The organism is Dyadobacter pollutisoli, assembly GCF_026625565.1.
GTDB lineage: Bacteria > Bacteroidota > Bacteroidia > Cytophagales > Spirosomataceae > Dyadobacter > Dyadobacter pollutisoli.
Map to the genome: position 1 here is coordinate 2559006 of NZ_CP112998.1, position 23827 is coordinate 2582832.

Consider the following 23827-nt stretch of genomic DNA (forward strand, 5'->3'; position numbering starts at 1 on the left):
GAACTGATCCTACAATGAAAAATATACGTCACATCGCCCTGACCGTACTGGTCGCCGCCACCGCGCCGGTATTACAAAACTGCGGATCTTCCAAAGCGGAGGAAGAAGAAAACAAAAAAGCCCCGGTGGAAGCAGCCGCAGTTGAAACATTTACATTGCAAAAGCATTCACTGGCTTCCAGCTTGCAGATTCCAGGCGAGCTGATCGCTTTCCAGCAGGTAGATTTGTATGCCAAAGTGAGCAGTTTTGTAAAGAAACTGCACGCCGATGTCGGTACCGAGGTGCAGCAAGGCCAGCTCCTTGCTTCCATGGAGGCCCCTGAGCTCACTTCACAGCTGATAGGCAGCGAATCGAGACTTAAATCGCAGGAGGCCATTTACCAGGCCAGCAAAGCCAATTACGAACGGCTGCTCGAAACCAGCAAAACACCCGGTACAGTCTCTCAAAACGACCTGGACGTAGCTTTGGCCAAAAGAAATTCCGACCTCGCACAGCTTGATGCAGCCAGATCGACGAGCAAAGAAATAACCGATACCAGAAATTACCTGGAAATCCGCGCACCATTCAGCGGCGTCATCACGGCACGTAATGTGAGCGCAGGCGCTTATGTAGGCCCGTCAGGCAAAGGTTCTGAATTTCCTTTGTTTACATTGGTTGAACAGCGTAAACTGAGACTGGTGGTGAGCGTTCCGGAGGCATATACCAGCTATTTGAAAAACAAAAGCGAGGTAACTTTCAAAGTAAAATCATTACCTAACCAGAGTTTCCCCGCCAAAGTAAGTCGCCTGGCTGGTGCGCTCGACACTCGTTTAAGATCGCAAAGGACGGAAATGGATGTGGTTAACAGTGATAGAAAACTTTTACCCGGTATGATTGCCGAAGTTTCTATCCCATTGACCGGTGATGTGAACTCTTATGCTATTCCAAAGTCAGCTGTTTTGAATTCCACGCAAGGAACCTATGTCATCAAGGTTGTTGATCAAAAAGCGGTGTGGGTACCGATCAAAACGGGTACAAGCAGTGACGATAAAACGGAGATTTTTGGAGACATTAAGGAGGGCGATACGATCGTGAAAATCGCCAATGAAGAAATCAGGGACAATGCGGAAGTGAAACACACCAAACAGGTTTCATTATAAAAAATACAGTGAACCGGCGACGAGCTAGTTCACTGTATTTTTCCCTTCATTCAAAACTATGCGCAGCTTAAATCCTGCCAAATCGGTCTTTACCTCACGGCAAAGGCCGTTTTTGTAAGAATATATCCCTTGTTTTCCGTCTGGTAGTGAAACGCCATATTTGCCTTCCGACAGTTTCTTGACGCTGCACATTTTACCGTATCGTTCGGAATACACCTCATTAATGTTAATAGGCTCTTTGTAATATAAACCTGTAATAGTGCTGTTAATGGGACTATTAAACTCTATTTTAGGCTTGTCCTTCCCATCCTCGCCGGAAAACAATACTTCATACAGTGATTTGACGCTGCTTTTAGTTTGAGTTCTTTCTTTTAGGTCACCATTCACATGATGCGCACAGGTGGCAGATATCAATTTTCCCTGCGAATAGTTTGTCTGGGTCGAGTACTTGCCTTTATAAAACATGATTTTAAAATCCGACTCGATCCGGTGGGTCTCAGTATTATCTTTTCCTTTATCGTCAAATACTTTTAATGAACCGATGGTACGGCCCGCGACGATCACATCATACACATTTTGAGCTTTTACAGCCCAAACAGAAAGGAATAACCATCCAAAAACTACAAATCCTGAAACGCTCATCTTGTCAAGGTTTAGTCGGGAAATAGTGTGCAATCTTTATATAACAGTACAACTTTTGTTCCTATTGCCCCTGATGGACATTATCAGCATTATATCGGATTCCTCCTCTGGGAACTGTGGATCAATTGAGGCATAATATACCACAAATCACCAGTTCCCCCTAACCGCTTTAGAATTTGCCGAATTTCAGCGTAAGATTGTATGAAATATTGCTCAGGTCGCTGTCTGTCAGGCCATTTCCTTTGGCATTGAAAGCTTTGCGATATGACACGCCGGGGCTAAATCTCATCCATTTCAGCACATTAAATTCAACCTGCACACCGGGCTCCATCACAAAGAAACATTTTACATCGTCATCATCATAGCGATCGTCCCAGTCAATATCATCCCAGTCATCCACATCGTGGCGGTCGTACTGCAATGTGAATCCGGTACCTGTTAACAGATTGACATTAACATGCACCATTTTGGTTGATGCAACCACATATTCAGTCATTAAACCCAGCTGTCCGTACTGGTAAGTCATTTTTCGCCCTGGAAACTGCTGGCTTTCAAGCGGTACCGGAATGTGATTGGTAGTTGCGGCCGCCCCTACTCCCAGCATAAAACGCTGGTTGACAAACCAGCCGCCATAAATTTCAGCCATATTGGCAAAGTCACCATTGATCTTGGTAAACTTATTGGAAATGGCCGCGTAACCGCCAGACCTGCGAATACCCGAATTTCTAAAAATAGTCTGGTTTTCCTGCGCGACCGAATCCGTTATGGCCGCAAGACAAAAAATGAATGTGAGTGATAAGAAGATATTTTTCATGATTTCTGATTTGTTTATTCTCAGACAATCCAGAAAAACATCCCCCCTATCCCGTGCTTAAAAATTTCAAGTCTATCAGTTATTTGGCAAGCGAAAAGTCCAGTTGCTGGATCAATGCAGGGTTTTCCGGCGATAATGTAAAATATACCCGGATATCACCGGTAGTACCTTTCAGCAGAAAAGTGCCGCGTAACTGATTCTCCGCATTCATATCGGTAGACCCGGTAATGCTGCCCGTTTTGGCCAGTAGCAGGTCCAGTTCCTTTTTACGATGCGATACCGAGCGGTCCGGGAAGAAATTCTCGGCGAAAATGCCACTTTGCTCCGCATTTTTCCAGTCCGGGACCAGTTTGACCAGTTGTTCTTTTCGTTGTTTCAAAATATTAGAAACCTTTACCGGAAGCGGTTTCAGGTCGGCCAGGGCAATAACTGTATCCAAAACTGCCATGTTAATGGTCGCCATACCGGCATAGGTACGGTTCGCGTGCGCGATTATTCCGATACCATATTCAGGCAGGATCTGCCATTGGCTTCCAAAACCGGGTAACCCGCCGGTATGCCCGATACCCGTCCTACCCTCGCAATCGCTGCTCCACCGTAAGCCATAGCCATACGCCGACGTCATAGCGCAGGCGCGTCCGCTCGGGTACTTGTATGAGGCATTCAAACTATTGAAATTCCAGGGCATTTGCATTTCCCGCACGTCACTGCGTAAAATCGGCCCTCTTTCCGGTGATGAACTCGGTGGCCAGGCTGATAAATGAAACGCCACATATTTGCTAAAATCATCAATTGAAGTGATCAGGCCGCCCATTGCTCCATAAGTACCATCATGCAAAAGTTCCTCTTCTTTCCACACATCATCTTCGTACCGATAGCCGTGCGCTAGTAGTGCTTTCGGAGCTTTGGAATATTCCCAGATCGTGTTATTCATTCCAAGTGGCTTCAAAATCATCTCATTAATATACTCCTGATATGGCTTGCCAGACACATTGGTAATAATCCTGCCCAGCATCGCAAAACCCAGATTGGCGTATTCATAAGTAACACCGGGAACATTGGAAAACGATATTCCTTTTTTGATCAGCTCGATCAGCTCCTCATCCTTAGTATCCAGCTGCCGGTCGCCCCAGGGATTATCCTCGGGAAAGCCTGCCGCGTGGGTCAGCAAATGCCTGACCGTGATCGGCGGAGCATCGGTCGTCAATGAAGGCATTGTTTTCAATTCAGGGATATATAAATAGGCAGGATCGTCCAGTTTCAATTTACCTTCTTTCCGCAGCGCCAGAATGCCCATTGCCGTCACACTTTTGGACATTGATGCAATCCTGAACAATGATCCGGGCGTGGCTTTCACTGACGTCGCGATCTCCGAAAAACCATTGGCTCCCGAAAGTATCAGGTCCCCGTCCACTACCAGCCCGAATGCCAGGCCCGGGAAATGATTTTTTTCAGAATAGTCCTTATACAATTTTTCGATCACCGGCAAAGTAGCCTTGATCTTTTTGATACGCTCCGTCTGAATCTGTTGGGCCGATGCGGCGAGGGCAAAAAAGCTCATGAGTAAAGTAGAACTCAGTCTCATTTTAGGAAATTTTAGTGAAAAGGTGATGGGTGAATTTAGTGAATCAGAACTGTTTTATCTACCATTTTTTCGATTTCGTTTATAAACCGCTGCAATTCGATATTACAATATTCCACTTTCTTGGTTTTGTACAACACATACTTTTTAATTTAATTAAAAAAGTACAATTTATTTGAATTAAATCTGCACTCAATGCGTTAATTTTGCATCTGTAAGTCTTTTAACAAAAGAATAGTCCATTTTCAAAGACACAGAGTAATCAACCAAGAAATTAAAAAAATCATATTATATAAATACGAACTATTAGTCACACACGTTGTTCGTTAAATTTTCGCTCCTATGAATTATTCAATTTTCGCCCCATCCGACTCCCGAAAGTATTTACGCCTTGCCGTAGCAGCTTTTTTCTTCGTTCAGGGTTTAAGCTTTGCGGCATGGGCAAGCCGCATCCCGGACATTAAGAACATGCTGCACCTGACCGAAGGGGGTTTGGGTACCGTACTTTTGGCGCTTCCTCTTGGATTAATGGCAAGTTTGCCAATCTCAGGATGGATGGTAACCCACTACGGCAGCAAGAAAATGGTCCTCATTGGTGCTATTCTTTATGCAGTAACCCTCGCATTCATCGGTTTTGTAACGAGAACAGAACAACTGGTCATCGTACTTTTCGCTTTTGGCCTTTGGGGTAACCTGACCAACATTGCGGTGAACACACAGGCAGTGGCGGTAGAGCAGGTTTACGGAAAGTCTATTATGGCATCATTTCACGGTCTCTGGAGCCTTGCAGGTTTCGTGAGCGCTATGATCGGCTCATTCTTTATTTCGGTCAATATCCCTCCTCATATTCACTTTTTAGTCATTGCAGCGATTGCGTTCGGTGTCATTTTTACAGCTTACAAGCACACAATGCCCGATAGCGACAGAAATGAAGGAGAAGCCCAGCCGATGTTTGTGAAACCAGACCGCGATTTGTTAATGCTTGGTCTGATCGGCTTCTGTGCAATGGTTTGTGAAGGCGCTATGTTCGACTGGAGTGGTGTATATTTCCAGGAAGCGGTTAAAGTCCCTGCCACGCTGACAACCCTTGGTTACGTAGCCTTTATGGGTACGATGACAGGTGGCCGTTTTGCAGGCGACTGGTTAGCAAACCGTCTTGGAAGAAAGAAAATGTTACAGATCAGCGGTGCTTTAATGGGTACCGGATTAGCTATTGCAGTATTCCTTCCTTATTTAGTTCCCGCCACATTTGGCTTCCTGTTGGTTGGATTTGGAGTTTCGTCCGTTGTACCTCTTGTGTACAGCGCAGCCGGAAAATCAAACACAATGTCAGCCGGTATGGCACTTGCGGCAGTATCCTCTATCAGTTTCATCGGCTTCTTAATCGGGCCTCCATTGATCGGGATCGTAGCCCAGTTCGCTGACCTTCGCTGGTCATTTGCGATCGTAGGAATGTTGGCTTCATTGACAGCATTTTTGTCAACCAAAGCGAAATTGATCCAATAGTTTCAGGCTGGTACATTATTTTGAGTAATAAAAAGGATAATCGAAATGTTATCCTTTTTTCACTTTAGCCCCATTCCAAATGAAAGCCATGCTAGTTTCACTACTGCTTTTCGCGGTCTGTATACCTCAGATAAAAGCTCAGAAAGACTCACTACGAAACCTGGACATTGATCTTACCAACTATCGATGCCCGTTCCCAGTGTCTTACATTGAGTTCGAATCGCAAGGTGAAAAGCTAAAAATGGCATATATGGACGTTAAATCAGAGAAGCCCAATGGCAGAAGTATCATGCTGCTGCATGGGAAGAATTTTAATGGGGCCTACTGGGAACAAACTGCGAAGGTGCTGGCTGACAAAGGGTACCGGGTCATTATCCCAGATCAGATCGGATTCGGAAAATCTACCAAACCAGCCCACTTTCAATACTCTTTTCACGAATTAGCTGCCAACACAAAAAGGATACTGGACCACCTGAATGTGACTAAAATTACAGTTCTGGGGCATTCCATGGGCGGGATGGTCGCTACCAGGTTTACGATTATGTATCCCGAAGTGGTTGAAAAATTCATTCTGGAAAATCCGATCGGACTGGAAGATTACAAACTGAAAGTACCTTTTCAACCGATAGACAAATGGTATCAGACTGAGCTGAAAAGCGATTTTAATTCCATTAAAAGCTATCAGCTGAACAGCTATTATGACGGAAAATGGAAAGAGCAGTACACGCCATGGGTAAATCTGCTGGCTGGCTGGACATTAAATAAAGATTATCCCCGCATTGCCTGGAACTCCGCGCTGACCTACGATATGATCTACACCCAGCCGGTTTGCTACGAATTTGAAAAAATAACCGCTCCGACTCTGCTCATCATCGGGCAGCGTGATCGAAGTGCCGTTGGTAAAAACTTAGCGCCTGAAGCGGTTAGACAATCACTTGGAAATTATCCGGAACTTGGCAGGCAAACGAAAGCAAAAATCAAGAACAGCGAGTTGGTCGAACTGGAAAATATTGGTCATTTGCCTCACATTGAAGATTTTGACAGATTTATTCAACCATTAGTAAAGTTTTTGGAACGCTAGTAAGCCTGATCTACACCAGAAATTACTAGCGCACCAAAATCGGCGGGATTACCCCAAAAACTGTTTCAAATAATTGCGGCTTGTCAGGATCGCGCTTTGTACGTCCGTCACATTTCCTTCGTAAGCTTTATCTTCCACCTCAATCACGACAGGCCCGCGATAGCGAACGTCCGTGAGCGCCGCAAAGAAGCCGCGCCAGTTTACATCTCCCAATCCTGGTAACTTAGGAGAATGGTATTCCAGCGGATTGGCCAGGATGCCTACCCTATCCAGTTTATCTTTATACACTTTGGCATCTTTTAAATGCACGTGGTGCAGGCGGTCCTTATAATCGTAAATAGGTTTCAGTTCGTCCATCATTTGCCATATCATATGTGATGGATCATAGTTCAGGCCAAAGATCGGGCTGGGAATAATTTCGAACATCTTATCCCACACCGCAGGGCTGATTGCCAGGTTCTTACCGCCAGGCCATTCATCGTCTGTAAAGAACATCGGACAGTTTTCGATCCCGATTTTGACATTATGCTCTTCCGCCACTTTCACAATAGCAGGCCAGACGTCGGCAAAACGGGCCAGATTATCCTTAATACTTTTGGATGGGTCACGTCCGATGAATGTAGTCACCACCGGGATGTCAAGCTTTGCTGCTCCACGGATCACCTGTTTAATGTGTTCAATGTAATACTCCGAACGGCCAAGGTCCGGATCGAGCGGATTCGGGTAGTAACCCAGCGCCGAAATGAAAATATTGGCCTCTTTTAGCAAGTGGCGGATATAACTTATTCTTTGGTCAGAAAGATCATTGACATCAATGTGTGTCACGCCTGCATATCTGCGGCTGTCGGCATTGTCCGCAGGCCAGCACATCATTTCTACGCACGAAAAACCATGATTACCCGCAAATTGAATGACATGTTCAAGGCCGAAATCAGCGAGTATGGCACTATTAAAACCTAGTTTAAGCATAAGGATCTAGTTTTTCCGGTAAACTTCCACAAAAAACGGGCGGCTTTCAAGAATTGGCCAAAATTCCATCCAAATTTTCAGAGGCTTCATCAATTCAGGATACCATTGGTAAATATCATACGGTATGAAATCCTTTTAAATTCATTAATATTGACCTAACAAAATCAATGAATTTAAACACGTTAGACACTTATGGCAGATTCTGAACCGGGTATTGGAAGAAAAATACTCAGCTTTTTTATCAATGAAAGTGATGAACCCGTCAAGCAGGAAACAGTTACAAATTCAACCCCGGGGCCTTCGAAACCTGCTGCAGCCCCTACCGTTCCTAATGTCGCCGGAACGGCGAATGTAGACCGAAAGTTTGTGGAGCATTTTGTCAACCTGCTCGAAAAAGCCAACCTCCCCGGCCCTGACTATTTTGAATACAAGCAGGCGCTCCAAAGCATGGAAAGCCTTGGACTGGGGGAAGAAAAGCAGTTTCAAGCTGCCTGGGCAAGTTTTAAAGCCATGGGCGGGATCAAGGATACCAGCATTCTGCGGACTTCTGCCGATCAGTACCTGGGCATTCTGGACAAAGACAGGGCTTCTTTTTTGAAAGATGTCGAAAAAGCGATCAAAGACCGCGTCGGCGCATTGCAGGACGAGCACAAGAAGCTGGAAGACTCCAATGCGGCTTTCACGCAGCAAATCGCTGACCTTCAAAAGAAAATGGATGACAATAAGAACCGTTTGGGCCAGATTTCCGGCGAAATCACCGAGCAAAGTGCGAAGATCACTGCCAACAAGGATAGTTTCGAGCTAACCTATGGAAGCTTCGTAGACCAGATCAAATCAGATCTGGATAAAATTAACCAATACCTTAAATAACCTAACATTCGACAAACAATGGCAACACCAGATTTCACTCAAATAGGCGGCTCACAGGAAGATGGCTCCAAGCGATCTTATTGGAGTAAGCCTGAGGGCGTTACATCTTTGCTTTTCCTTGGTGCGGCGGGAGCTGCTGCGCTTTATTTCTGGAACAAAATCGCTGCGTTCCTCATTGAAGTCACCCAAAATACGTTGTACCTCGGCTTTTTAATGGCCATTTTGGCGCTGGCGATCTTCCTGTTTACCAGCAAAGATGTACGTACCGCGGTTTTCTTCTTGTTCAAAACCTTAATGCGCAACATTACGGGACTGATCATTAAACTGGACCCTATCGCGATCATGAAAATTTACATTGATGATCTGAAAGAAAAAAGGGAGAAAATGCAAGGCCAGATTAATACATTGGCCGGTCAGCTGGTAAAACTAAACAAGAATATCAACGAAAATAACGAGCAGATCAAGCAGAAGTTCGCAGAAGCTAATAAGGCAAGTACGATGCTCGATCGACCTGGAATGAAGGAAACAGCGTCTCTTGCGACCATTGAAGGAGCAGGCCTGCAAGAAATGAACGAGAAACTTTTCCCTTTACAGCGCAACATGAAAACAGTGCTGGAATTCATGGAAAAAGTGAATAAAAGCGCTGATTACATTATTAAAGAGACTGAAATTAAGGTTAAACTGAAAGAAGCTGAGTACAGAATTGTTAAGGAAAGCTCAAACGCGCTCCGTACCGCGATCAGCATTTTCAAAGGCAACCCTGACAAGAAGTTCTATTTCGACGAATCAATGGAGTACATTCAGGACGACATGAGCCAAAAGCTAGGCGAAATGAAGCGGGCCATGGATCTTTCACTGGACTTCATCAATGGCGTTGACGTACAAAACGGACTCTTGTCCGATAAAGGTCAGGCGATGCTCGAAGCATATAATGCAGGTCAGTTCAAATTGATACAGCTTGAATCACCACAAACTTCCAGTCGCCCGATAGAAGCTCCGAAAGATTCGAGTTACAAAGGCCTACTAGATTGATTTAATTAATTAAATCAAGAATACATTAATAAATTAAACTAATAATTTACAAATCTATACTAATGAAAAGACTGACAGTAGCAGGCAGATTGATCATTACTGCCATCATTCTAGGAGCCATTTTCCTGGGGTATAAATATCTCGGAGGCAAAAAAGCGCTGGATCAAATGGCCCAGGACCAGGCGCAGAGCCCGCAAACAGAAGCAACAACAGACACAACAGAAGCATCTTCAACGGAAAGCAGCAGCTCTGAAAACCCGGAAGCGACCAGCACAGAATCAACTTCCTTTACCTACACTCCTCCTGCTCCCGTTGACGGCAAACTCCGTGGTGTAGTGGAATTGGGGGCCAGTGGATTCAACTCGTTTATCATCAAAGTAGATGCACAAAAACGCTGGAACCTCGAAAAATCAGAATTCGGAAACAGCCTTGTGACTGAAAACATGGCTACCGATGAAGATGTGCGCATTGGGTTAAAAAAGTACATTGGCAGTATGCTTGATTACGGCGTAGGAAGCAAGGATATTCATTTTGTAGTAAGCTCAGGAGCTGCAAAAGCCGAAGTAACGCAAAAGATCACAAGAGTGCTGAAATCGCTTGGATACGTTGTCAATCAGGTGACTCCTGAGCAGGAAGGACAGCTGGCCTTGAAATCTGTTCTGCCTGCCGAATATGCCGGTAAAGCGTTTGTGGTGGACATTGGCTCAGGTAATACCAAGATCTCCTGGATCAAAGACGGTAAGGTTTCGGCATTAGAGTCTTATGGTGCAAAGTATTTCCAGGACGGCACAGATGACTCCAAAGTGTACCAGGAAGTGAGCGCCAAAGCAAAACAGATTCCCGCAGACCTGAGAGGTACCTGCTTTATCATTGGCGGCGTACCTTTCGAAATGGCCAAGGAGGTTCGTAAAGGCAAGGAACGCTACACTACATTAAGCGCGCCACTAGCCTATTCTAAAATGACTAATGCCAAATCAAAAGCGGGGGTTAACATTTATAAAGCAGTAACCGACGCTACTGGTTGCAAACAATTTGTCTTTGATTGGGATGCCAACTTTACGATTGGATTCTTGTTAGGATTGTAAACTGACTCATTCATTTTAGCGGAAAGTATAATTTACATTTGTAAAATTATGCTTTCCGTTTTCTTTGTAGTAACGACAACTTATTCAGTTTACAAGATGACTCTGTCCCAACTCTTTCAATCTATATCAGAAAATCCATGGCCTATTACGATTTATTTTCTTGCATTACCCGTCATAGCCTGGGTGGTTGGACAGGTAGCCAATGGAAGTCGTGATGTTAAGTTTTGGAGTTACATTTATGCCATCCTGGTTTACGCCGTCTGCATTCCTGGGGTTTTTGCGGTAACCCTCAACATTTACCTCTTCCTCTTCGAACGTCAGAGTATCTGGCAGGCGGACATCGTTTTGCAATTTTTACCAGTCATTTCCATGGCCATCACATTAATGTTGATCAAAAGTAAGATTCCATTCACCGTAATTCCTGGTTTTGGCAAAATTTCCGGATTTCTTACCTTGATTGCCGCGTTGATCGGAGTGATGTGGTTCTTCGACAGAATCCACTTAGTAGCATTCACTTACGTTCCATTTAGTGTCATTTTAATCGGGTTTGTACTCACTTTGATAGCGATTAGATTTGCATGGAGCAAACTCTTCTGACCAACGCCTCGTACATCCAAATCTCTGTGAGCGATGAGCAGAAGATTTTTGCCCGCCAACTGGTCGAGCACTCGTTGCGGCACCATCACGTCTCCAATATCTGGGACCGGCACGAAGACAAACTTTCACAAACCCGCATGATGCGTTTCACCGGCAGTCTGGGCGAAGTAGTATTTGCAGACTGCTATCATCTTCCCCGCCCTACCCGGTCGTTCGGGGCTGTCGATGGTCAGGATTGGGGGCAGGATTTTCTGATCCAGTCGGGGACCCGGTCGGAAGACCAGGCTTTTTCTGTTGACATCAAATCCATGAAACGTAAATCGGGGCTACTCTCATCCGACTACGTCCTGAACATTCCGTCATCGCAACTTCACAAACCCAACTCCAAAACTTCACATTACTTTTGCATATCCTTCCACCAATCCGAAACCGAAGGAACCATTGCCTCATTACTTGGTTTCATCGACAAGCATTCTTTGGAAAAAGGCGAAACCGGCCAGCTTTATAAATCCGGCACTAAAAGATTGAGATCCGACGGTACTTTTTTCACTTTCAACGAGAGTACCTACGAAGTATTATTCCGAGATATCGACCCGCCGGTGATGACTGACTACGTGAAAAAGCTAAAAGGCTTTCGGATTTGCGCGTTGCGATAGCTAGAATTTATACGTATATTTATTTCACAAAATCAATAACACACGTATAAAATGAAAACTACAAAGGAGCCAAAAGTCAAATTAACCCTGAGTATCAGGAAGTCAGCGATTGAGCAAGCGAAAAGAATTGTCGCAAGTCAAGGCACTTCGTTATCTAATTTAATCGAGGAATACCTGGTAAACTACACCAAACCCGAACAGGAAGCAGGCCTAAGTAAGCCCTCGCTAGCGGATCAACTCTTTGGTTGCGCCAAAGACGGCCCTCTTCGTTACATGACTGACAAAGAGATCAAGGACTTGATGGTTAAGGATAAATACGGTTTATGAAACTATTCCTCGACACCAACGTCTTGCTTGATCATGCAATGGCAAGACCTACTGGTGAACCATTTGAAGCAAAATTTATACTTTCGTGGGCTCTGGAAAATAAGATTCCGATGTACGTTTCGCCTGGAAGTTTTTACACTTTTGTATACGTCTTGCAAAAAAATGGATTAAGAAACGAAGAGCTGAAGAAGAGGCTCATCCTTTACCTCCAATTTTTACACGTCTGCCAAACCGATAAAGATTGCCTCCTAAACGGGCTGGAATCTGATTTCAAAAATGTGGAAGATTCATTTCAGCATCATACTGCTGTTAAAGAAGGATGCGATTTCCTGTTAACTACGAATACCAAAGATTTCGGATTTTCAAATAAAACTGAGATGCAGGTAATGTCACCTTCCAAGTTTCTAACAAAAGTTTTGAAGAAAAAACCCGGTATCGACTTCTAAATTGAATGGCTTCACAAACGCGCACTTACGAGAAAAAAAAACTGCTCGGACAAGTTTATACTCCTTTTCACATTGTTGATAAAATCCTAAATGATTCAGGCTTTCACGATTCTGATCTGACCAATAAAAATATTCTTGATCCCGCTTGTGGCGATGGTAGGTTTCTGGTGCCTATTGCTGAGTACATTATCAAAAATACCCCTACTGATCAGATATGCAACCGATTGGAGCAAATTCATGGTTGGGATATTGATAAAGAAGCCATTAGAATGTGCAGGCAAAACTTGGATAACCTGATTAAGCCACTTGGGATTTCAGTCAATTGGAACGTCAAAAGGTGTGATGCATTAAAACAAAAAAATACAAAAAAACGATTTCATTTTATCGTAGGAAATCCCCCCTACATACGCATTCAACACCTGCCTGAGGAACAGAGAAAATTCATCCAAAACCAGTTTTCATTCTGTCAAAGCGGATCCACTGACGCCTATCTCGCATTCTTTCAGCTTGCATCAATGCTGCTGGCAGAAGACGGAATTTGTGGATTTATCACACCCAATTCCTGGTTTACATCGGAAACTGGCAAGCCACTCCGTGCGTATTTTGAACAAAGTCATAACCTGTCACATATTACCAATTACGGCGCAATACCGGTTTTCGGGAAAATGGCTACCTACTCTGCGATTACTATTTTTGGAAAAACTCTCACTGACGGATTTTGCTACCAGCAATGTTTAAGTAGTGATTTCCAATACAATAGCAGAAAAATAGCCGTCTCCGAACTGGAAACTAACCGGCCGTGGCACCTTTCAGTGCTTCCACAGCAGGACAAAATCGGTCAACGATTGGGCGATATTTGCCAGATATCTGTTGGGCTGACTACCCTTGCCGACGGCCTTTTTATCTTCACTGTGGGCGACGAGAAAGATGGTGTCGTCGAAGCTGTCAGTAAAGACGGAATCGCCGTATACCTCGAAAAAGAGCTCTTAAAACCCATCATTAAAGGCTCCAAGCTTAAAACCGTCAGCGACCCGGTTACTGAATATATTTTGTTCCCCTATTTTCAGGATATAGCTGGTAAACAGCGCATTATCGACGAAAAAACATTGCAGGAAAAATTTCCCAAAACTTATTCCTATCTTCTTAAAGTAAAACCAGCGCTCGATCGTCGTGATAATGGGAAGCCGAATGCGGTGGCCTGGTATGCATTCGGGCGTGCTCAGGGGCTGGACAGCTCATTTGGCAAAAAGATCATTTTTTCGCCGATGAACCTGGCGCCCAATTTTATTCTTTACGAAAACCCCGACGTAACGGTTTATTCAGGATATTTCATTAAGTATGATGGTGATTATCAGGCGTTATTGGCCCAGTTAAACTCCAAAAGAATGGCTGATTTCATCGCCGTAGCCGGACGCGATTTTCAGGGAGGATACAAGGGCTACAACAAAAAGGCGATTGAAAACTTTATTATAACCGATACTCCTGACTAAAATGGATATTTTGAGTACATCGACGACTACCTGGATCACATGGAGCACCATTTAAGACAAATTGTCCAATATTGATTTTCGTAAAAGGTCATTAAAATAGCTGGAAATCAAAGAATTTTAGTCATAAATAAACGAACGTTCATTTATATTTGTATTTGAATAAAATCATGAATATTGAGAACCAGGGACGTAAATAAGGAAGCGCTGATCCGTGAAAAAGCAATTGAAATGATTGTAAATCACGGGTTCGATGGACTGAGCATGCATAAGCTGGCTAAGTCTGCGGGGGTTTCTGTGGCGACGATTTACATATATTTCAAGGACAGAGAGGACCTGATCCAGCAGCTTTACACGGAAGAAAGTCAGAAGATGGCGAGCGCGACCCTGCATAATTTCGATCCTGAGTCGCATTTTGATGAAGGATTAAAGGTTCAATGGCTCAACCGGATGAATTATTGCTTTGAAAATCCGTATAGCATGACTTTTATGGAGCAGGTCAAACACTCTCCTTTGGTCGATAGGTCTACCATTGACCGGCGGTTTTTGGATGCCATGTCGAGATTTGTGCATAAAGCCATTGAACGAAACGAAATTATTCCTTTGCCTGTTGAAATTTACTGGTCGATCGCTTTCGCCCCTCTGTATCAATTGGTAAAGTTTCATATTTCTAAAACGAGTATGCCCGGAAGACCTCCGTTCATTTTCGATGACGAAAAGATTAATTTAACCCTGGGACTGGTTCTCAAAGCATTGAAACCCTAACGGGAAAAATCGCGTTAACACGTTCCTGATCAACTAGCTGGCTATGAAAAACAACTGCACCACAGAAGAGTTCGTACTGGTTTTCCGGACCAATATCAATAGAAAAAAGGACGTAAGGTCCCTGACTCCCCTGCTGAATGCTTGTGCCGGCATCACCAAATGGAATGTTGATTTATCAGATATTGACAATGTACTACGCATCGAGGCGACCCATCCGGACTGTGGCCCGGTCATCGAGCTAGTGCAAAAAGCGGGTTATGCCTGCGAAGAATTAACAGACTAAACCAAAAGACAATCCACATGTCAGAAACAAAAACAAGCACATTTATCGGCTACGAAAAGTTCATTATTGCGCTCCTGGCCACATTACAGTTCACGGTCGTACTGGATTTCATGGTCATTTCGCCGCTGGGATACATTCTCCTGGACAAACTTTCGATCAGCACCAGCCAGTTTGGGCTCGTCGTTTCCGCTTATGCATTCAGCGCGGGTGCCGCCGGCTTAATCACCGCAGGATTTGCCGACAAATTTGACCGGAAAAAGCTTTTGCTATTCTTTTATACCGGTTTTGTGATCGGTACTTTCTTCTGCGGGATTGCTCCCAACTACCACTTTTTGTTGATGGCGAGAATCTTTACGGGCCTTTTCGGAGGGGTAATCAGTTCTATCAGTTTTGCGATCATTACTGATTTGTTCGCCATTAATGTCCGCGGCCGCGTCATGGGTTTTGTCCAAATGGCCTTCGCGAGCAGTCAGGTTTTGGGTATTCCAATCGGCTTATATCTTGCCAAAGCATTCAGCTGGCACGCGCCATTTCTGATGATCGTCGGGCTGAGTATTATCGTTGGCTTGCTCATTGTCGCCTATATGAAACCGATTAATGCCCATTTAAAAATCCAGGCGAAAGGCAATGCATTCCAGCATCTTGGTAAAACCGTAGCACGTCCCGAGTACCTTCAGGCGTTCGCTGCGACTACATTACTGGCGACCGGCGGGTTTATGCTGATGCCTTTTGGTACTGCATATGGCGTCAACAACCTTGGCATTAAAGAAGCAGAACTGCCCACGTTGTATATGATAACCGGAATCTGCATGCTGGTCTTTAGTCCATTCATCGGAAAGCTCAGCGACAAAATCGGCAAGTACAAAGTGTTCCTGGCGGGGTCCGCGGTCACCTGTATTATGACCCTCATTTATTGTAACCTAAGCGTCACCCCGCTTTGGATCATTATCGGTTTGAACGTGCTTTTGTTCATCGGTATCACAGGTCGGATGATCTCAGCTTCGGCATTGATGACCGCCGTTCCGGAGCCTCAGGACCGGGGCGCTTTCATGGGTGTCAACTCATCGGTCCAGCAAATTGCCGGTGGTATTGCCTCGCTCATCGCAGGATTTATTGTGTCAGAAAGCAGCACAGGCTTCATCGAAAACTACCCGACACTCGGCAATGTGGTGGTGCTCGCGGTCGTCATTACGGCGCTACTCATGTTCCGTATTCACAAATATGTTACAGCAAAAGTTGCCATGACCACACCAACAACAGCACCCGATCCGGTTGTTTGATATTTTTTGAGCATCGGTTTATCATTTAGTGGCGCCCCATTTGTCAAACAAGTACCTCCTCTTTGTCACCCTTCGACTGCGCTCAGGGTGACAAAGTTTATGGGTGATAAAGAAATTATTTCAGTAATTAACTGACAACCAAATCATTAATAAAACACTCAAAAATTTTCCTTTCTATACTTATTGTTCTTTTAAAAAGATTAATACATTTACAAAGAAAAAAACTTTTGAGACTTTTTATTTATCTGGATTAGGTATAAAAATATTTTACGTTTATTTACATATCAAACTTGAAATAAACTATTAACTTTTTATACATATAATACTTTTAAATGAAAATCATCAGTATTGTCAACAACAAAGGTGGTGTAGGAAAGACTACTTCTGCCCAGAGCATTGCTGCCGGTCTCAGCAAATTTGCCAATGCAAGAGTATTGGTTATTGATCTGGATGCACAGGCCAGTCTTACCAAAAGTTTCGGCATTAACCATGCGGGTCTTAAGAAAGACAGCGGGTCGTTCATCACCGGAGAATATGAGTTTGATGAGATCGTTAAGAAAGTTGGAGACGTTGATGTTTTACCCGGATCGGCTGAAATGATTCACCGGGAGGATACCATAAAATCGGCACCGGTTTTTCCTTTCAATTTGAAAATTGCATTGGAAAAAGTAAAAGACCGTTACGATTTTGTGATTATCGACTGCCCGCCGGCACTGTACGGAAATACAAGATTGGCACTGGTTTCATGTCATCAATATTATGTACCATTGCAGGCTGAGTTTTTGAGCTATGAAGGTTTACGCAACTTTTTAGTTTACTCCGCCGAAATCAAGAAGATCAGCCCGAGCACAAACCTGGGCGGGGTATTCGCCACACGCTATAATCCTAAGATCAGAAAGAAGATCAGCCACGAACTGATCAGTGCCACCAGAGATCAGCTTGGTGATGTATTTATGGAATCGTACATTCGCGATAACATAGCACTTTCAGAAGCGCAGGCGAACGGAACAACAATATTTGACTATGCCCCTCACAGCAACGGCGCCGAGGATTATTACAAGTTAACGAAAGAGATTTTAGAACGAATTAATAACTGACACTATGGCAAAGGAAAGGAAATTTGATTTTGCACCTCTCCCCTTGGTTTCCGACATACAGGAAGAGCTTGACACCAACAAACCGGGTGAGATTGCGGAAGGAGCTCCTACCAAAGTAACTTTTGATTGTGATTACATTTTGATGGAGAACATGAAAGACTATGGCTACTGGGAAGGTCTCACACAAAAAGACATTATTTTGGAATCCTTAAAGCTGTATTTTCAGGACAAAGAAATTCGTCCCAGACCGGACAAGATCCGCAACCGGACCAAAGTGGGCAGAAAGCCCAAGTCAATAAGCGAATAACAAAAAAGTCTCCTCAACGGGGACTTTTTTTATGGCCCGATTTTCTGCTTTTATTCCACGATCAGCTTGCCGGACATTTGCTTGCTTCCATTACTAAATTTGTAAATGAACAATCCGCTGCCTGCATTCAATTTCAGTTCTGTTTGTCTTGTGAAAATTCTGCTCGCCAGTTTCTTCCCGGCTTGATTGAAAATCACGATCTGCGACTCGCCGGGAAGTTTGGTTGTCACCTTCACATAATCTTTCGCGGGGTTGGGAGAAACCTGTACCCATTCCTCCTGGCGATTACCCACTGCCAGGATAGGATCTACTTTTACCTCCGTCATCGCTTTCGCCATGCAGCCATTGACATCCGTCACATTCACTTCATAAATTCCGGAACTACCTTTAAACGCCTGGGGAATAGAAGCCGATTGTGTATTGGCCGTAAAACCACGCGGACCGGACCATGCATATTCCGTTCCGCCACTTGCCGTCAATGTAATGGTTGCTCCTTCAAAGTAGGGGCCGGTGTTTGAAGCTGTGGCTGTGGGAAGCGGAAGAACGGTTATCGTTTTGCTGATTTTTGAAGTCGCCTGACCGTCCACTTTGCAGGAAGCTTCGTAAGATGTAGTCGCGTTAGGTTTGATTGTAATGGATTTTCCAATTTCTCCCGTCGCCCAGCTAATTGTGCCGGGGCATCCCGAGGCGGTCAATGTGGCTTCCCTTCCCAAACAAATGCTGTCAGCCGACGCGCGGATCTTGAAAACTTGCGGCGAGTTGGATTGCAGGTTCCATTCAAATTTCCAAGACCTCACATCCCGAATATTGCTCTTCCTGCTCATACTGGTAGAATCAAACACAGTAGCAGACAGGACGCCAAATCCATTAATATCGTCAGGAGAAAGCGTTATTTCTCCCGAGCCTCCCGTGACAGCTTTACCGTCGAGTACCCAATCAACCTGCACGGTATTGGGAACCGGGTTGATCAAATGTAATTTAAAAGTTTTGGGGCCGTCAAGCATAATCGTTCCCTCAGCGTCGGGTTCGAGTTTTTCAACCGGCATAACCAGTGACAATATCTTCTCGGTAGTGGCCTCCCTGCAAACTGCACAAAATTGCTGATTAAGAAATTCCATCAGGCATGTACCCTGCGTAGGCTTGTGCCAGCTCGCGGCATCTCCGTCTCCCTGATGTTTATAAATCCCGATCCCGTTCGAATTAAGCCAGTTTTTCCATTTGATCGTAGCCGGGTTACCATCCATTGTCATATTAGGCGCCTCCCAGCCATAACCCGAACCAGCCCAGTACTCATCATTCAATTGTGAAAAAGTGTGCCCAATTTCATGGACGCCGATCAAATTGGCTTGCTCGTTCAAAGTGTGTACTGCTACCGACCCGCCCGAACCGCCGTAAAATGTGGTATTGATCAAAACAACTGTCAAATCATATTCCGGTAGATTGGAGGCCAGAACGTTAAGCGCAACTGCATAGTTGATGGTCACCAGCCGGTGAATGGATGAACCAAAGGTACCGCTGTAAAATGTATTCTTTTTACCCACCGGCTGATCCGTATACGCATCCGGCGCTGTTCCCGGATTAGTCACACCGCTTTCCTTGGAAGGTGTAGGGATCGAAAAGAAATTGAAATAATCCTTGTACCGGTTGTATGGCTCATAAGACAGAAAAAAGTCCGCGAACTTTCTGGCCTCTGCTGTAAATTTTGGCAGTTCCTCTTTCGTGAACCCGTCTCCAAGTATCACAACGTTGATGCGGTTGCTGAGCGGGCCGGTTTTGTACAAGGTATCTACCGGATACGTTTGGCAAAAACCGACGTAGCTTATCAAAAGAAGAAATAGTGTGGTAAATGTTGTTTTCATTGTTTCAAATGGAGAGTGTAAATTTTTACTTTGCCACGATCGGGCGTAATGCTGTATAGTTCAATGCTTTCCATTGCTCTGTCCTCCTGCATTCGCATGGACAAAATTCCCTCAGAAGCTGTCAAAGAACTTTGGCTCATGGTACCATTCTGGCTTGCTACTTCCACCGACCTGAAAAGCGGGTGCTCAAAAATAAGCTCCGTTCCTAACTGACTGGTATTATTGTAGCGGGGCACTACATGGATTTGGTAGGGATAGTGAACGGGAGCCATGAGGCCCTTGAAGCGGCCATTCCCCGAAGTAGCATTCACCAGCGTCACTTTTTCGTTTCTCCCCCTACCCTGGTCCCTGATCTTGAAATTCAAAAAAATGATATGATCCTTGCCATTTTTATCATAACCGGAAATGTCGGAAACATTCAACACGGACTGGCCGGATTTGCAATGCATTAAATGTAAACCAATGAGCAAGAGCAGCAAATTGTAGAATGTCCTTGGCATGTGATGAAGAATCTGGCTTTTTGTAAAATTACATTTTTGCCAATCAAAATCACAGTGAGCGGTAGGTTTCCTCCATTTCCTGCATGGCGATTTCAATGTCTTCTTTTGACGTTCGGTAATTGACAAAAGCCGCCCGAATGCACACGTTGCCCGCCAGCGTCGTGGGCGTCATGAAAACTTTTCCACGTTTGTTCAATCGGTTCAAAAACTCGGCGTTTTTGCTTTGCTCAGTTTTCAATCTAAAACAAACCACATTGAGCCTTACCGGCGCAGTTAATTCAAGAAATGTACTTTCTGAGATCTGATCGGCTAATTCATTGGCCATTGCAATGCTATTTTCAACGATCGATTGAAATCCTTTTCTTCCGTACGCGGTCAGGCTGAACCACGCGGGTAATGCGCGGAACCGGCGTGAGTTTTCGGGAAGGAAATTGAGATAGGAAAAATTGTCCGACGGATCGCCCAGATACGGGGCATTCGTATTTTGGAATGTCTTGATCTGCAAACGATCGTGTTCTTTTCGTACCAAAATCACAGCACTATCATAAGGTACATTCAACCATTTGTGGCAGTCGATCGCGATACTATCCGCCTGCTCCCATCCATTGAGCAAATGATGATGGCGCGGTGACGCAGCCGCGAATCCTCCGAAAGCAGCGTCAATATGCAGCCAGAAACCGTATTTCTTTTTCAAAGCCACAATTGCCTGAATGTCGTCAAAGTCAACGGTATTCACTGTTCCCGCACTGCAATTGACGATTACAGATTTCCCCTCGAAACTGATCAGTTTATCTTCAAGGTGTTGTATATCAATAGCTTCCCTACCCGGCAATGTCTTGATTTTTACCAAATTATTACTACCAAAACCAAGCATAGACAATGACTTGATGACGGAAGAATGAGGCGTGGCTCCCAAAACCACAATGTCGTTCGTCATTCCATCCCTGGAAATATCCCTGCCGATTTTCTGCCCTGCCCATTGCCTGCCCACGGCGAGACCTGTAAAATTCGACATCGTGGCACCCGTCACAAAACCTCCATTGAAATCCTGCGGCAGATAAACCAATTCACACAGCAACCTGATCGTCTCTTTTTCAATGGCTGCGGAAATGTCGCCAGCTCCTTCGACCGTCTGCGTATTTTGATCGTAAACTGCTGTTAGCCAATCCCCTGCAATTCCGGCCGGTGTTGCCCCTCCTGTCACAAATCCCCAGTACCGCGGCCCGGCGCCTGCTACCATTAGTTTTTCGTAATGATCTTTAAAAAAAGCGAGACTACCGGCTGTACCCAAGCCATTATCCGACAATGTACCCTTTTGCATTTCCTGGTCAAATGCATACGTAGGCCATTCATTCAGGTTATTCAGAAAATCGATCCCTGTATTTTTCACCTCGCCCAATATCTCGTCGAAATTGGCGATATCATTTTTTAGTACTGTTTCCATTTATTGATTAAAAACGGTCGATACCCATCGTCTGTGGTAGTTGATTTGACCCAAGTGGTATGAAAAATGCGCAAGCAAATGTTGCAGAATAAGATTTACGCTTTGTTCGGTAAACATGTCCAAAACACCTCTGGGATATTCAGCATGCATTGCTGTGTCATCCAATTTTTCCAAAGCCTGAGGAATGATTTCAAGTAGCAAATCAATCTGTTCCAATAAGCCGCTTTTGGAAAAAACCTTGTCAGCGAACTCTGCGTCACGATTTCTCACATACGCAACGCCTCCCAATGTGAGACCCACGTAGGTCCTGAGATTCCCGATCAAATGCTGACATAAGTTTCCGCCGGAATTGATGGTTCCTGGCAACGGTACCCAAAGTGATTCCTCGGAAGGATACTGTTCAATCTCAACCCGCAACCTTTTAAGATCTCTGACAAACAATGTAAGGAAGGTCTCTTTATTCATGGCTAATAGTCGTTAAACATTAATATTAATTCTTGCACAAAATTCTTGCTTCTAAATTTAATAAAACAGATTCAGTTTTGTTATTTTAGAGCAGAACAGATTTGCTAAATATAATTATGATCAGGGACACATTGGTTGCGGAAGAGGATTTTCTATATTCCAGAATTGCGGAACGCCTCGAACTGCAGATCGAAAACAAGACATTGAAAGCTGGCGATAAACTGATGTCGCTCAGGGCGCTTAGCAGGGAACAAGGCATCAGCCTGAGTACTGCCTACAAAGCGTACGTGGAGCTTGAAAATAAAGGAATAGTGGAAGCCAGGCCAAAATCCGGGTATTTTGTGCGTTTTCCAAAGTCCCGATATCCGAAAAGTCCCGATACTCCTACTGCCGCGCCGGTCATTCAGAAAACTAATGTCGATGATATGATCAGGACGGTTTACAAAACACTTACCAAAGAAGGAATGCTCCGTTTCTCCGTTTCGGCGCCCTCAATAGAACTGATCCCAGAAGCCAAACTGAACAAAGCAATGATGGAGGCGCTGCGAAAAAGTTCGTCCAGCTGCACACAGTACGAAGAAATTCAAGGGAATAGTGAACTCCGCAAGCAAATTGCACGGCAGACTTTTAACTGGAATGGCAACATTACCGAAGACCAGATCGTCACGACGCAGGGTTGTATGGAGGCACTGGTATTTTGTCTCAAAGCGGTAACGCAGCCCGGAGACACGGTGGCCATTGAAAGCCCAGTGTATTTTGGAATTTTCAATCTATTAAAGATGCTGGGTTTAAAGGTCCTGGAAATCCCCTGCCACCCGGATAACGGCGCAGACATTGAATATCTTGAAAAAGCATTAGAAACTGAGCCCGTCAAGGCGTGTTTATTTGTCCCCAACTTTTCAAATCCCGTGGGCGCGCTCATGCCCGAACATCGCAAAAAGTACCTGGTAGAAATGCTGGCATCACGGCAGATCCCCTTGATCGAAGACGATATTTATGGTGAAATGTATTTTGGTAAAACAAGACCAAAGACTTGTAAAAGTTTTGATAAAAATGGCCTGGTGATGCTATGTTCCTCTGTTTCCAAGTCACTGGCGCCCGGGTACCGTGTGGGCTGGTGCATTCCTGGCAAGTTTATGGATAATGTATTGAGCAACAAGCTCACACAAACGGTTTCCGCCGCCACACCGACCCAGGCCGCTATCGCGCTTTTCTTTGAAACCGGCCGTTACGACCTCCATATGCGCAAGTTGCGTAAGGCCCTGCACACGCAATGCCTGCGTTACATGCAGGCGATTTCAGAATATTTTCCAGCGGACATTAAAGTCGCACGTCCTCAGGGCGGCTATGTTTTGTGGATCGAGCTCAATGCGGGTATCAATGCCTTTGACCTGTTTGAGAGTGCTATTAAAGAAGATATCAGCATTGCTCCCGGACAGATTTTCAGTACCGATGCCCGGTTTACCAATTACATTCGGATCAGTTTTGGCAAACCATTTGACAATGCTATCGACGCTGGTTTACGGCGATTGGGAGAACTAATTTCGCTGCAACAATATTGCAAGTAGTTGATTTTCAGCACTTGAAACCCTGT

Annotated in this window: 25 protein-coding genes; 17 read left to right on the forward strand and 8 right to left on the reverse strand. The window is 44.6% G+C overall.

Features of this window, described 5'->3' with window-relative positions:
- The first annotated feature begins 14 nt into the window (after nucleotides 1–14).
- Complete coding sequence (locus ON006_RS10495; RefSeq protein WP_244819733.1) at nucleotides 15–1139, forward strand: efflux RND transporter periplasmic adaptor subunit; 1125 nt, start codon at nucleotides 15–17, stop codon at nucleotides 1137–1139.
- Nucleotides 1140–1163: 24 nt separating this feature from the next.
- Here the strand turns inward: ON006_RS10495 and ON006_RS10500 are convergent, their stop codons facing one another.
- The 3 genes from ON006_RS10500 to ON006_RS10510 all read right to left on the reverse strand — a co-directional run bounded on the left by ON006_RS10500 (nucleotide 1164) and on the right by ON006_RS10510 (nucleotide 4180).
- Entirely contained in the window at nucleotides 1164–1781 is a 618-nt protein-coding gene (locus ON006_RS10500; RefSeq protein WP_244819734.1) for a DUF6134 family protein, read from the reverse strand.
- Between the two features lie 169 nt (nucleotides 1782–1950).
- Nucleotides 1951–2595 (reverse strand): hypothetical protein, encoded by a 645-nt coding sequence (locus ON006_RS10505; RefSeq protein WP_244819735.1) that lies wholly within the window; start codon nucleotides 2593–2595, stop codon nucleotides 1951–1953.
- Nucleotides 2596–2674: 79 nt separating this feature from the next.
- Complete coding sequence (locus ON006_RS10510; protein WP_244819736.1) at nucleotides 2675–4180, reverse strand: serine hydrolase domain-containing protein; 1506 nt, start codon at nucleotides 4178–4180, stop codon at nucleotides 2675–2677.
- Nucleotides 4181–4519: 339 nt separating this feature from the next.
- Between ON006_RS10510 and ON006_RS10515 the strand changes: the two genes are divergently transcribed.
- Together ON006_RS10515 and ON006_RS10520 are read left to right on the forward strand one after the other, a co-directional pair.
- Nucleotides 4520–5683, forward strand: a complete 1164-nt coding sequence (locus ON006_RS10515; protein ID WP_244819737.1) for an MFS transporter — start codon at nucleotides 4520–4522, stop codon at nucleotides 5681–5683.
- Nucleotides 5684–5771: 88 nt separating this feature from the next.
- Nucleotides 5772–6764: an alpha/beta fold hydrolase gene (locus ON006_RS10520; RefSeq protein WP_244819738.1), complete on the forward strand. Its 993-nt coding sequence runs from the start codon at nucleotides 5772–5774 to the stop codon at nucleotides 6762–6764.
- Between the two features lie 48 nt (nucleotides 6765–6812).
- On the opposite strand, the gene ON006_RS10525 is transcribed toward ON006_RS10520, so the two are convergent.
- Entirely contained in the window at nucleotides 6813–7733 is a 921-nt protein-coding gene (locus ON006_RS10525; RefSeq protein WP_244819739.1) for a sugar phosphate isomerase/epimerase family protein, read from the reverse strand.
- Between the two features lie 192 nt (nucleotides 7734–7925).
- On the opposite strand from ON006_RS10525, the gene ON006_RS10530 reads away from it, so the two are divergent.
- The 13 genes from ON006_RS10530 to ON006_RS10590 all read left to right on the forward strand — a co-directional run bounded on the left by ON006_RS10530 (nucleotide 7926) and on the right by ON006_RS10590 (nucleotide 17965).
- Nucleotides 7926–8603: a hypothetical protein gene (locus tag ON006_RS10530; protein ID WP_244819740.1), complete on the forward strand. Its 678-nt coding sequence runs from the start codon at nucleotides 7926–7928 to the stop codon at nucleotides 8601–8603.
- Between the two features lie 18 nt (nucleotides 8604–8621).
- On the forward strand, nucleotides 8622–9635 hold the full coding sequence (locus tag ON006_RS10535) for a hypothetical protein (protein WP_244819741.1): 1014 nt from the start codon (nucleotides 8622–8624) through the stop codon (nucleotides 9633–9635).
- Between the two features lie 62 nt (nucleotides 9636–9697).
- Entirely contained in the window at nucleotides 9698–10720 is a 1023-nt protein-coding gene (locus ON006_RS10540) for a Ppx/GppA phosphatase family protein (RefSeq protein WP_244819742.1), read from the forward strand.
- A gap of 96 nt (nucleotides 10721–10816) precedes the next feature.
- Entirely contained in the window at nucleotides 10817–11317 is a 501-nt protein-coding gene (locus ON006_RS10545; RefSeq protein WP_244819743.1) for a hypothetical protein, read from the forward strand.
- Nucleotides 11299–11973, forward strand: a complete 675-nt coding sequence (locus ON006_RS10550; protein ID WP_244819744.1) for a hypothetical protein — start codon at nucleotides 11299–11301, stop codon at nucleotides 11971–11973. Before ON006_RS10545 ends, ON006_RS10550 begins: the two co-directional genes overlap by 19 nt.
- A 51-nt stretch (nucleotides 11974–12024) precedes the next feature.
- Nucleotides 12025–12300, forward strand: a complete 276-nt coding sequence (locus ON006_RS10555; protein WP_244819745.1) for a DUF6364 family protein — start codon at nucleotides 12025–12027, stop codon at nucleotides 12298–12300.
- Nucleotides 12297–12746 carry a PIN domain-containing protein gene (locus tag ON006_RS10560; RefSeq protein ID WP_244819746.1) on the forward strand — a complete coding sequence of 150 codons (450 nt, stop codon included), beginning with the start codon at nucleotides 12297–12299 and terminating at the stop codon, nucleotides 12744–12746. The genes ON006_RS10555 and ON006_RS10560 overlap by 4 nt, the downstream gene beginning before the upstream one ends.
- 5 nt (nucleotides 12747–12751) lie before the next feature.
- Nucleotides 12752–14236, forward strand: a complete 1485-nt coding sequence (locus ON006_RS10565; RefSeq protein WP_244819747.1) for an Eco57I restriction-modification methylase domain-containing protein — start codon at nucleotides 12752–12754, stop codon at nucleotides 14234–14236.
- Nucleotides 14237–14410: 174 nt separating this feature from the next.
- Nucleotides 14411–14998: a TetR/AcrR family transcriptional regulator gene (locus ON006_RS10570; protein WP_244819748.1), complete on the forward strand. Its 588-nt coding sequence runs from the start codon at nucleotides 14411–14413 to the stop codon at nucleotides 14996–14998.
- Between the two features lie 43 nt (nucleotides 14999–15041).
- Nucleotides 15042–15281 (forward strand): hypothetical protein, encoded by a 240-nt coding sequence (locus tag ON006_RS10575; RefSeq protein WP_244819749.1) that lies wholly within the window; start codon nucleotides 15042–15044, stop codon nucleotides 15279–15281.
- A 17-nt stretch (nucleotides 15282–15298) separates the two neighbouring features.
- Nucleotides 15299–16561, forward strand: a complete 1263-nt coding sequence (locus ON006_RS10580) for an MFS transporter (RefSeq protein ID WP_244819750.1) — start codon at nucleotides 15299–15301, stop codon at nucleotides 16559–16561.
- 332 nt (nucleotides 16562–16893) lie between these two features.
- Nucleotides 16894–17658, forward strand: a complete 765-nt coding sequence (locus tag ON006_RS10585; protein WP_244819751.1) for a ParA family protein — start codon at nucleotides 16894–16896, stop codon at nucleotides 17656–17658.
- 4 nt (nucleotides 17659–17662) lie between these two features.
- The gene (locus ON006_RS10590; protein ID WP_244819752.1) at nucleotides 17663–17965 is read left to right on the forward strand and encodes a hypothetical protein; all 303 of its coding nucleotides are present in this window, start codon (nucleotides 17663–17665) and stop codon (nucleotides 17963–17965) included.
- A 50-nt stretch (nucleotides 17966–18015) separates the two neighbouring features.
- On the opposite strand, the gene ON006_RS10595 is transcribed toward ON006_RS10590, so the two are convergent.
- From ON006_RS10595 to ON006_RS10610, 4 genes are read right to left on the reverse strand one after another with little or no spacing between them, the layout of a single operon-like run.
- Nucleotides 18016–19824 carry a M64 family metallopeptidase gene (locus ON006_RS10595; RefSeq protein WP_244819753.1) on the reverse strand — a complete coding sequence of 603 codons (1809 nt, stop codon included), beginning with the start codon at nucleotides 19822–19824 and terminating at the stop codon, nucleotides 18016–18018.
- Nucleotides 19821–20324, reverse strand: coding sequence for a hypothetical protein (locus ON006_RS10600; RefSeq protein WP_244819754.1), 504 nt, complete (start codon nucleotides 20322–20324; stop codon nucleotides 19821–19823). Before ON006_RS10600 ends, ON006_RS10595 begins: the two co-directional genes overlap by 4 nt.
- A 49-nt stretch (nucleotides 20325–20373) precedes the next feature.
- Nucleotides 20374–21768: a pyridoxal phosphate-dependent decarboxylase family protein gene (locus tag ON006_RS10605; protein WP_244819755.1), complete on the reverse strand. Its 1395-nt coding sequence runs from the start codon at nucleotides 21766–21768 to the stop codon at nucleotides 20374–20376.
- The gene (locus ON006_RS10610; protein ID WP_244819756.1) at nucleotides 21769–22233 is read right to left on the reverse strand and encodes a DUF1572 family protein; all 465 of its coding nucleotides are present in this window, start codon (nucleotides 22231–22233) and stop codon (nucleotides 21769–21771) included.
- 116 nt (nucleotides 22234–22349) lie between these two features.
- Here ON006_RS10610 and ON006_RS10615 point away from each other — a divergent pair, with 116 nt between their 5' ends.
- Complete coding sequence (locus ON006_RS10615; protein WP_244819757.1) at nucleotides 22350–23801, forward strand: aminotransferase-like domain-containing protein; 1452 nt, start codon at nucleotides 22350–22352, stop codon at nucleotides 23799–23801.
- The last annotated feature ends 26 nt before the right edge of the window (nucleotides 23802–23827 follow it).

Coding starts and splice junctions, on each gene's coding strand:
- ON006_RS10550 (WP_244819744.1), top strand. CDS start 11,299: ATGGAGCAAACTCTTCTGACCAACGCCTCGTACATCCAAATCTCTGTG.
- ON006_RS10505 (WP_244819735.1), bottom strand. CDS start 2,595: ATGAAAAATATCTTCTTATCACTCACATTCATTTTTTGTCTTGCGGCC.
- ON006_RS10595 (WP_244819753.1), bottom strand. CDS start 19,824: ATGAAAACAACATTTACCACACTATTTCTTCTTTTGATAAGCTACGTC.
- ON006_RS10615 (WP_244819757.1), top strand. CDS start 22,350: ATGATCAGGGACACATTGGTTGCGGAAGAGGATTTTCTATATTCCAGA.
- ON006_RS10535 (WP_244819741.1), top strand. CDS start 8,622: ATGGCAACACCAGATTTCACTCAAATAGGCGGCTCACAGGAAGATGGC.
- ON006_RS10560 (WP_244819746.1), top strand. CDS start 12,297: ATGAAACTATTCCTCGACACCAACGTCTTGCTTGATCATGCAATGGCA.
- ON006_RS10530 (WP_244819740.1), top strand. CDS start 7,926: ATGGCAGATTCTGAACCGGGTATTGGAAGAAAAATACTCAGCTTTTTT.
- ON006_RS10540 (WP_244819742.1), top strand. CDS start 9,698: ATGAAAAGACTGACAGTAGCAGGCAGATTGATCATTACTGCCATCATT.
- ON006_RS10555 (WP_244819745.1), top strand. CDS start 12,025: ATGAAAACTACAAAGGAGCCAAAAGTCAAATTAACCCTGAGTATCAGG.
- ON006_RS10565 (WP_244819747.1), top strand. CDS start 12,752: ATGGCTTCACAAACGCGCACTTACGAGAAAAAAAAACTGCTCGGACAA.
- ON006_RS10520 (WP_244819738.1), top strand. CDS start 5,772: ATGCTAGTTTCACTACTGCTTTTCGCGGTCTGTATACCTCAGATAAAA.
- ON006_RS10605 (WP_244819755.1), bottom strand. CDS start 21,768: ATGGAAACAGTACTAAAAAATGATATCGCCAATTTCGACGAGATATTG.
- ON006_RS10525 (WP_244819739.1), bottom strand. CDS start 7,733: ATGCTTAAACTAGGTTTTAATAGTGCCATACTCGCTGATTTCGGCCTT.
- ON006_RS10515 (WP_244819737.1), top strand. CDS start 4,520: ATGAATTATTCAATTTTCGCCCCATCCGACTCCCGAAAGTATTTACGC.
- ON006_RS10600 (WP_244819754.1), bottom strand. CDS start 20,324: ATGCCAAGGACATTCTACAATTTGCTGCTCTTGCTCATTGGTTTACAT.
- ON006_RS10585 (WP_244819751.1), top strand. CDS start 16,894: ATGAAAATCATCAGTATTGTCAACAACAAAGGTGGTGTAGGAAAGACT.
- ON006_RS10545 (WP_244819743.1), top strand. CDS start 10,817: ATGACTCTGTCCCAACTCTTTCAATCTATATCAGAAAATCCATGGCCT.
- ON006_RS10610 (WP_244819756.1), bottom strand. CDS start 22,233: ATGAATAAAGAGACCTTCCTTACATTGTTTGTCAGAGATCTTAAAAGG.
- ON006_RS10580 (WP_244819750.1), top strand. CDS start 15,299: ATGTCAGAAACAAAAACAAGCACATTTATCGGCTACGAAAAGTTCATT.
- ON006_RS10575 (WP_244819749.1), top strand. CDS start 15,042: ATGAAAAACAACTGCACCACAGAAGAGTTCGTACTGGTTTTCCGGACC.
- ON006_RS10495 (WP_244819733.1), top strand. CDS start 15: ATGAAAAATATACGTCACATCGCCCTGACCGTACTGGTCGCCGCCACC.
- ON006_RS10510 (WP_244819736.1), bottom strand. CDS start 4,180: ATGAGACTGAGTTCTACTTTACTCATGAGCTTTTTTGCCCTCGCCGCA.
- ON006_RS10500 (WP_244819734.1), bottom strand. CDS start 1,781: ATGAGCGTTTCAGGATTTGTAGTTTTTGGATGGTTATTCCTTTCTGTT.
- ON006_RS10590 (WP_244819752.1), top strand. CDS start 17,663: ATGGCAAAGGAAAGGAAATTTGATTTTGCACCTCTCCCCTTGGTTTCC.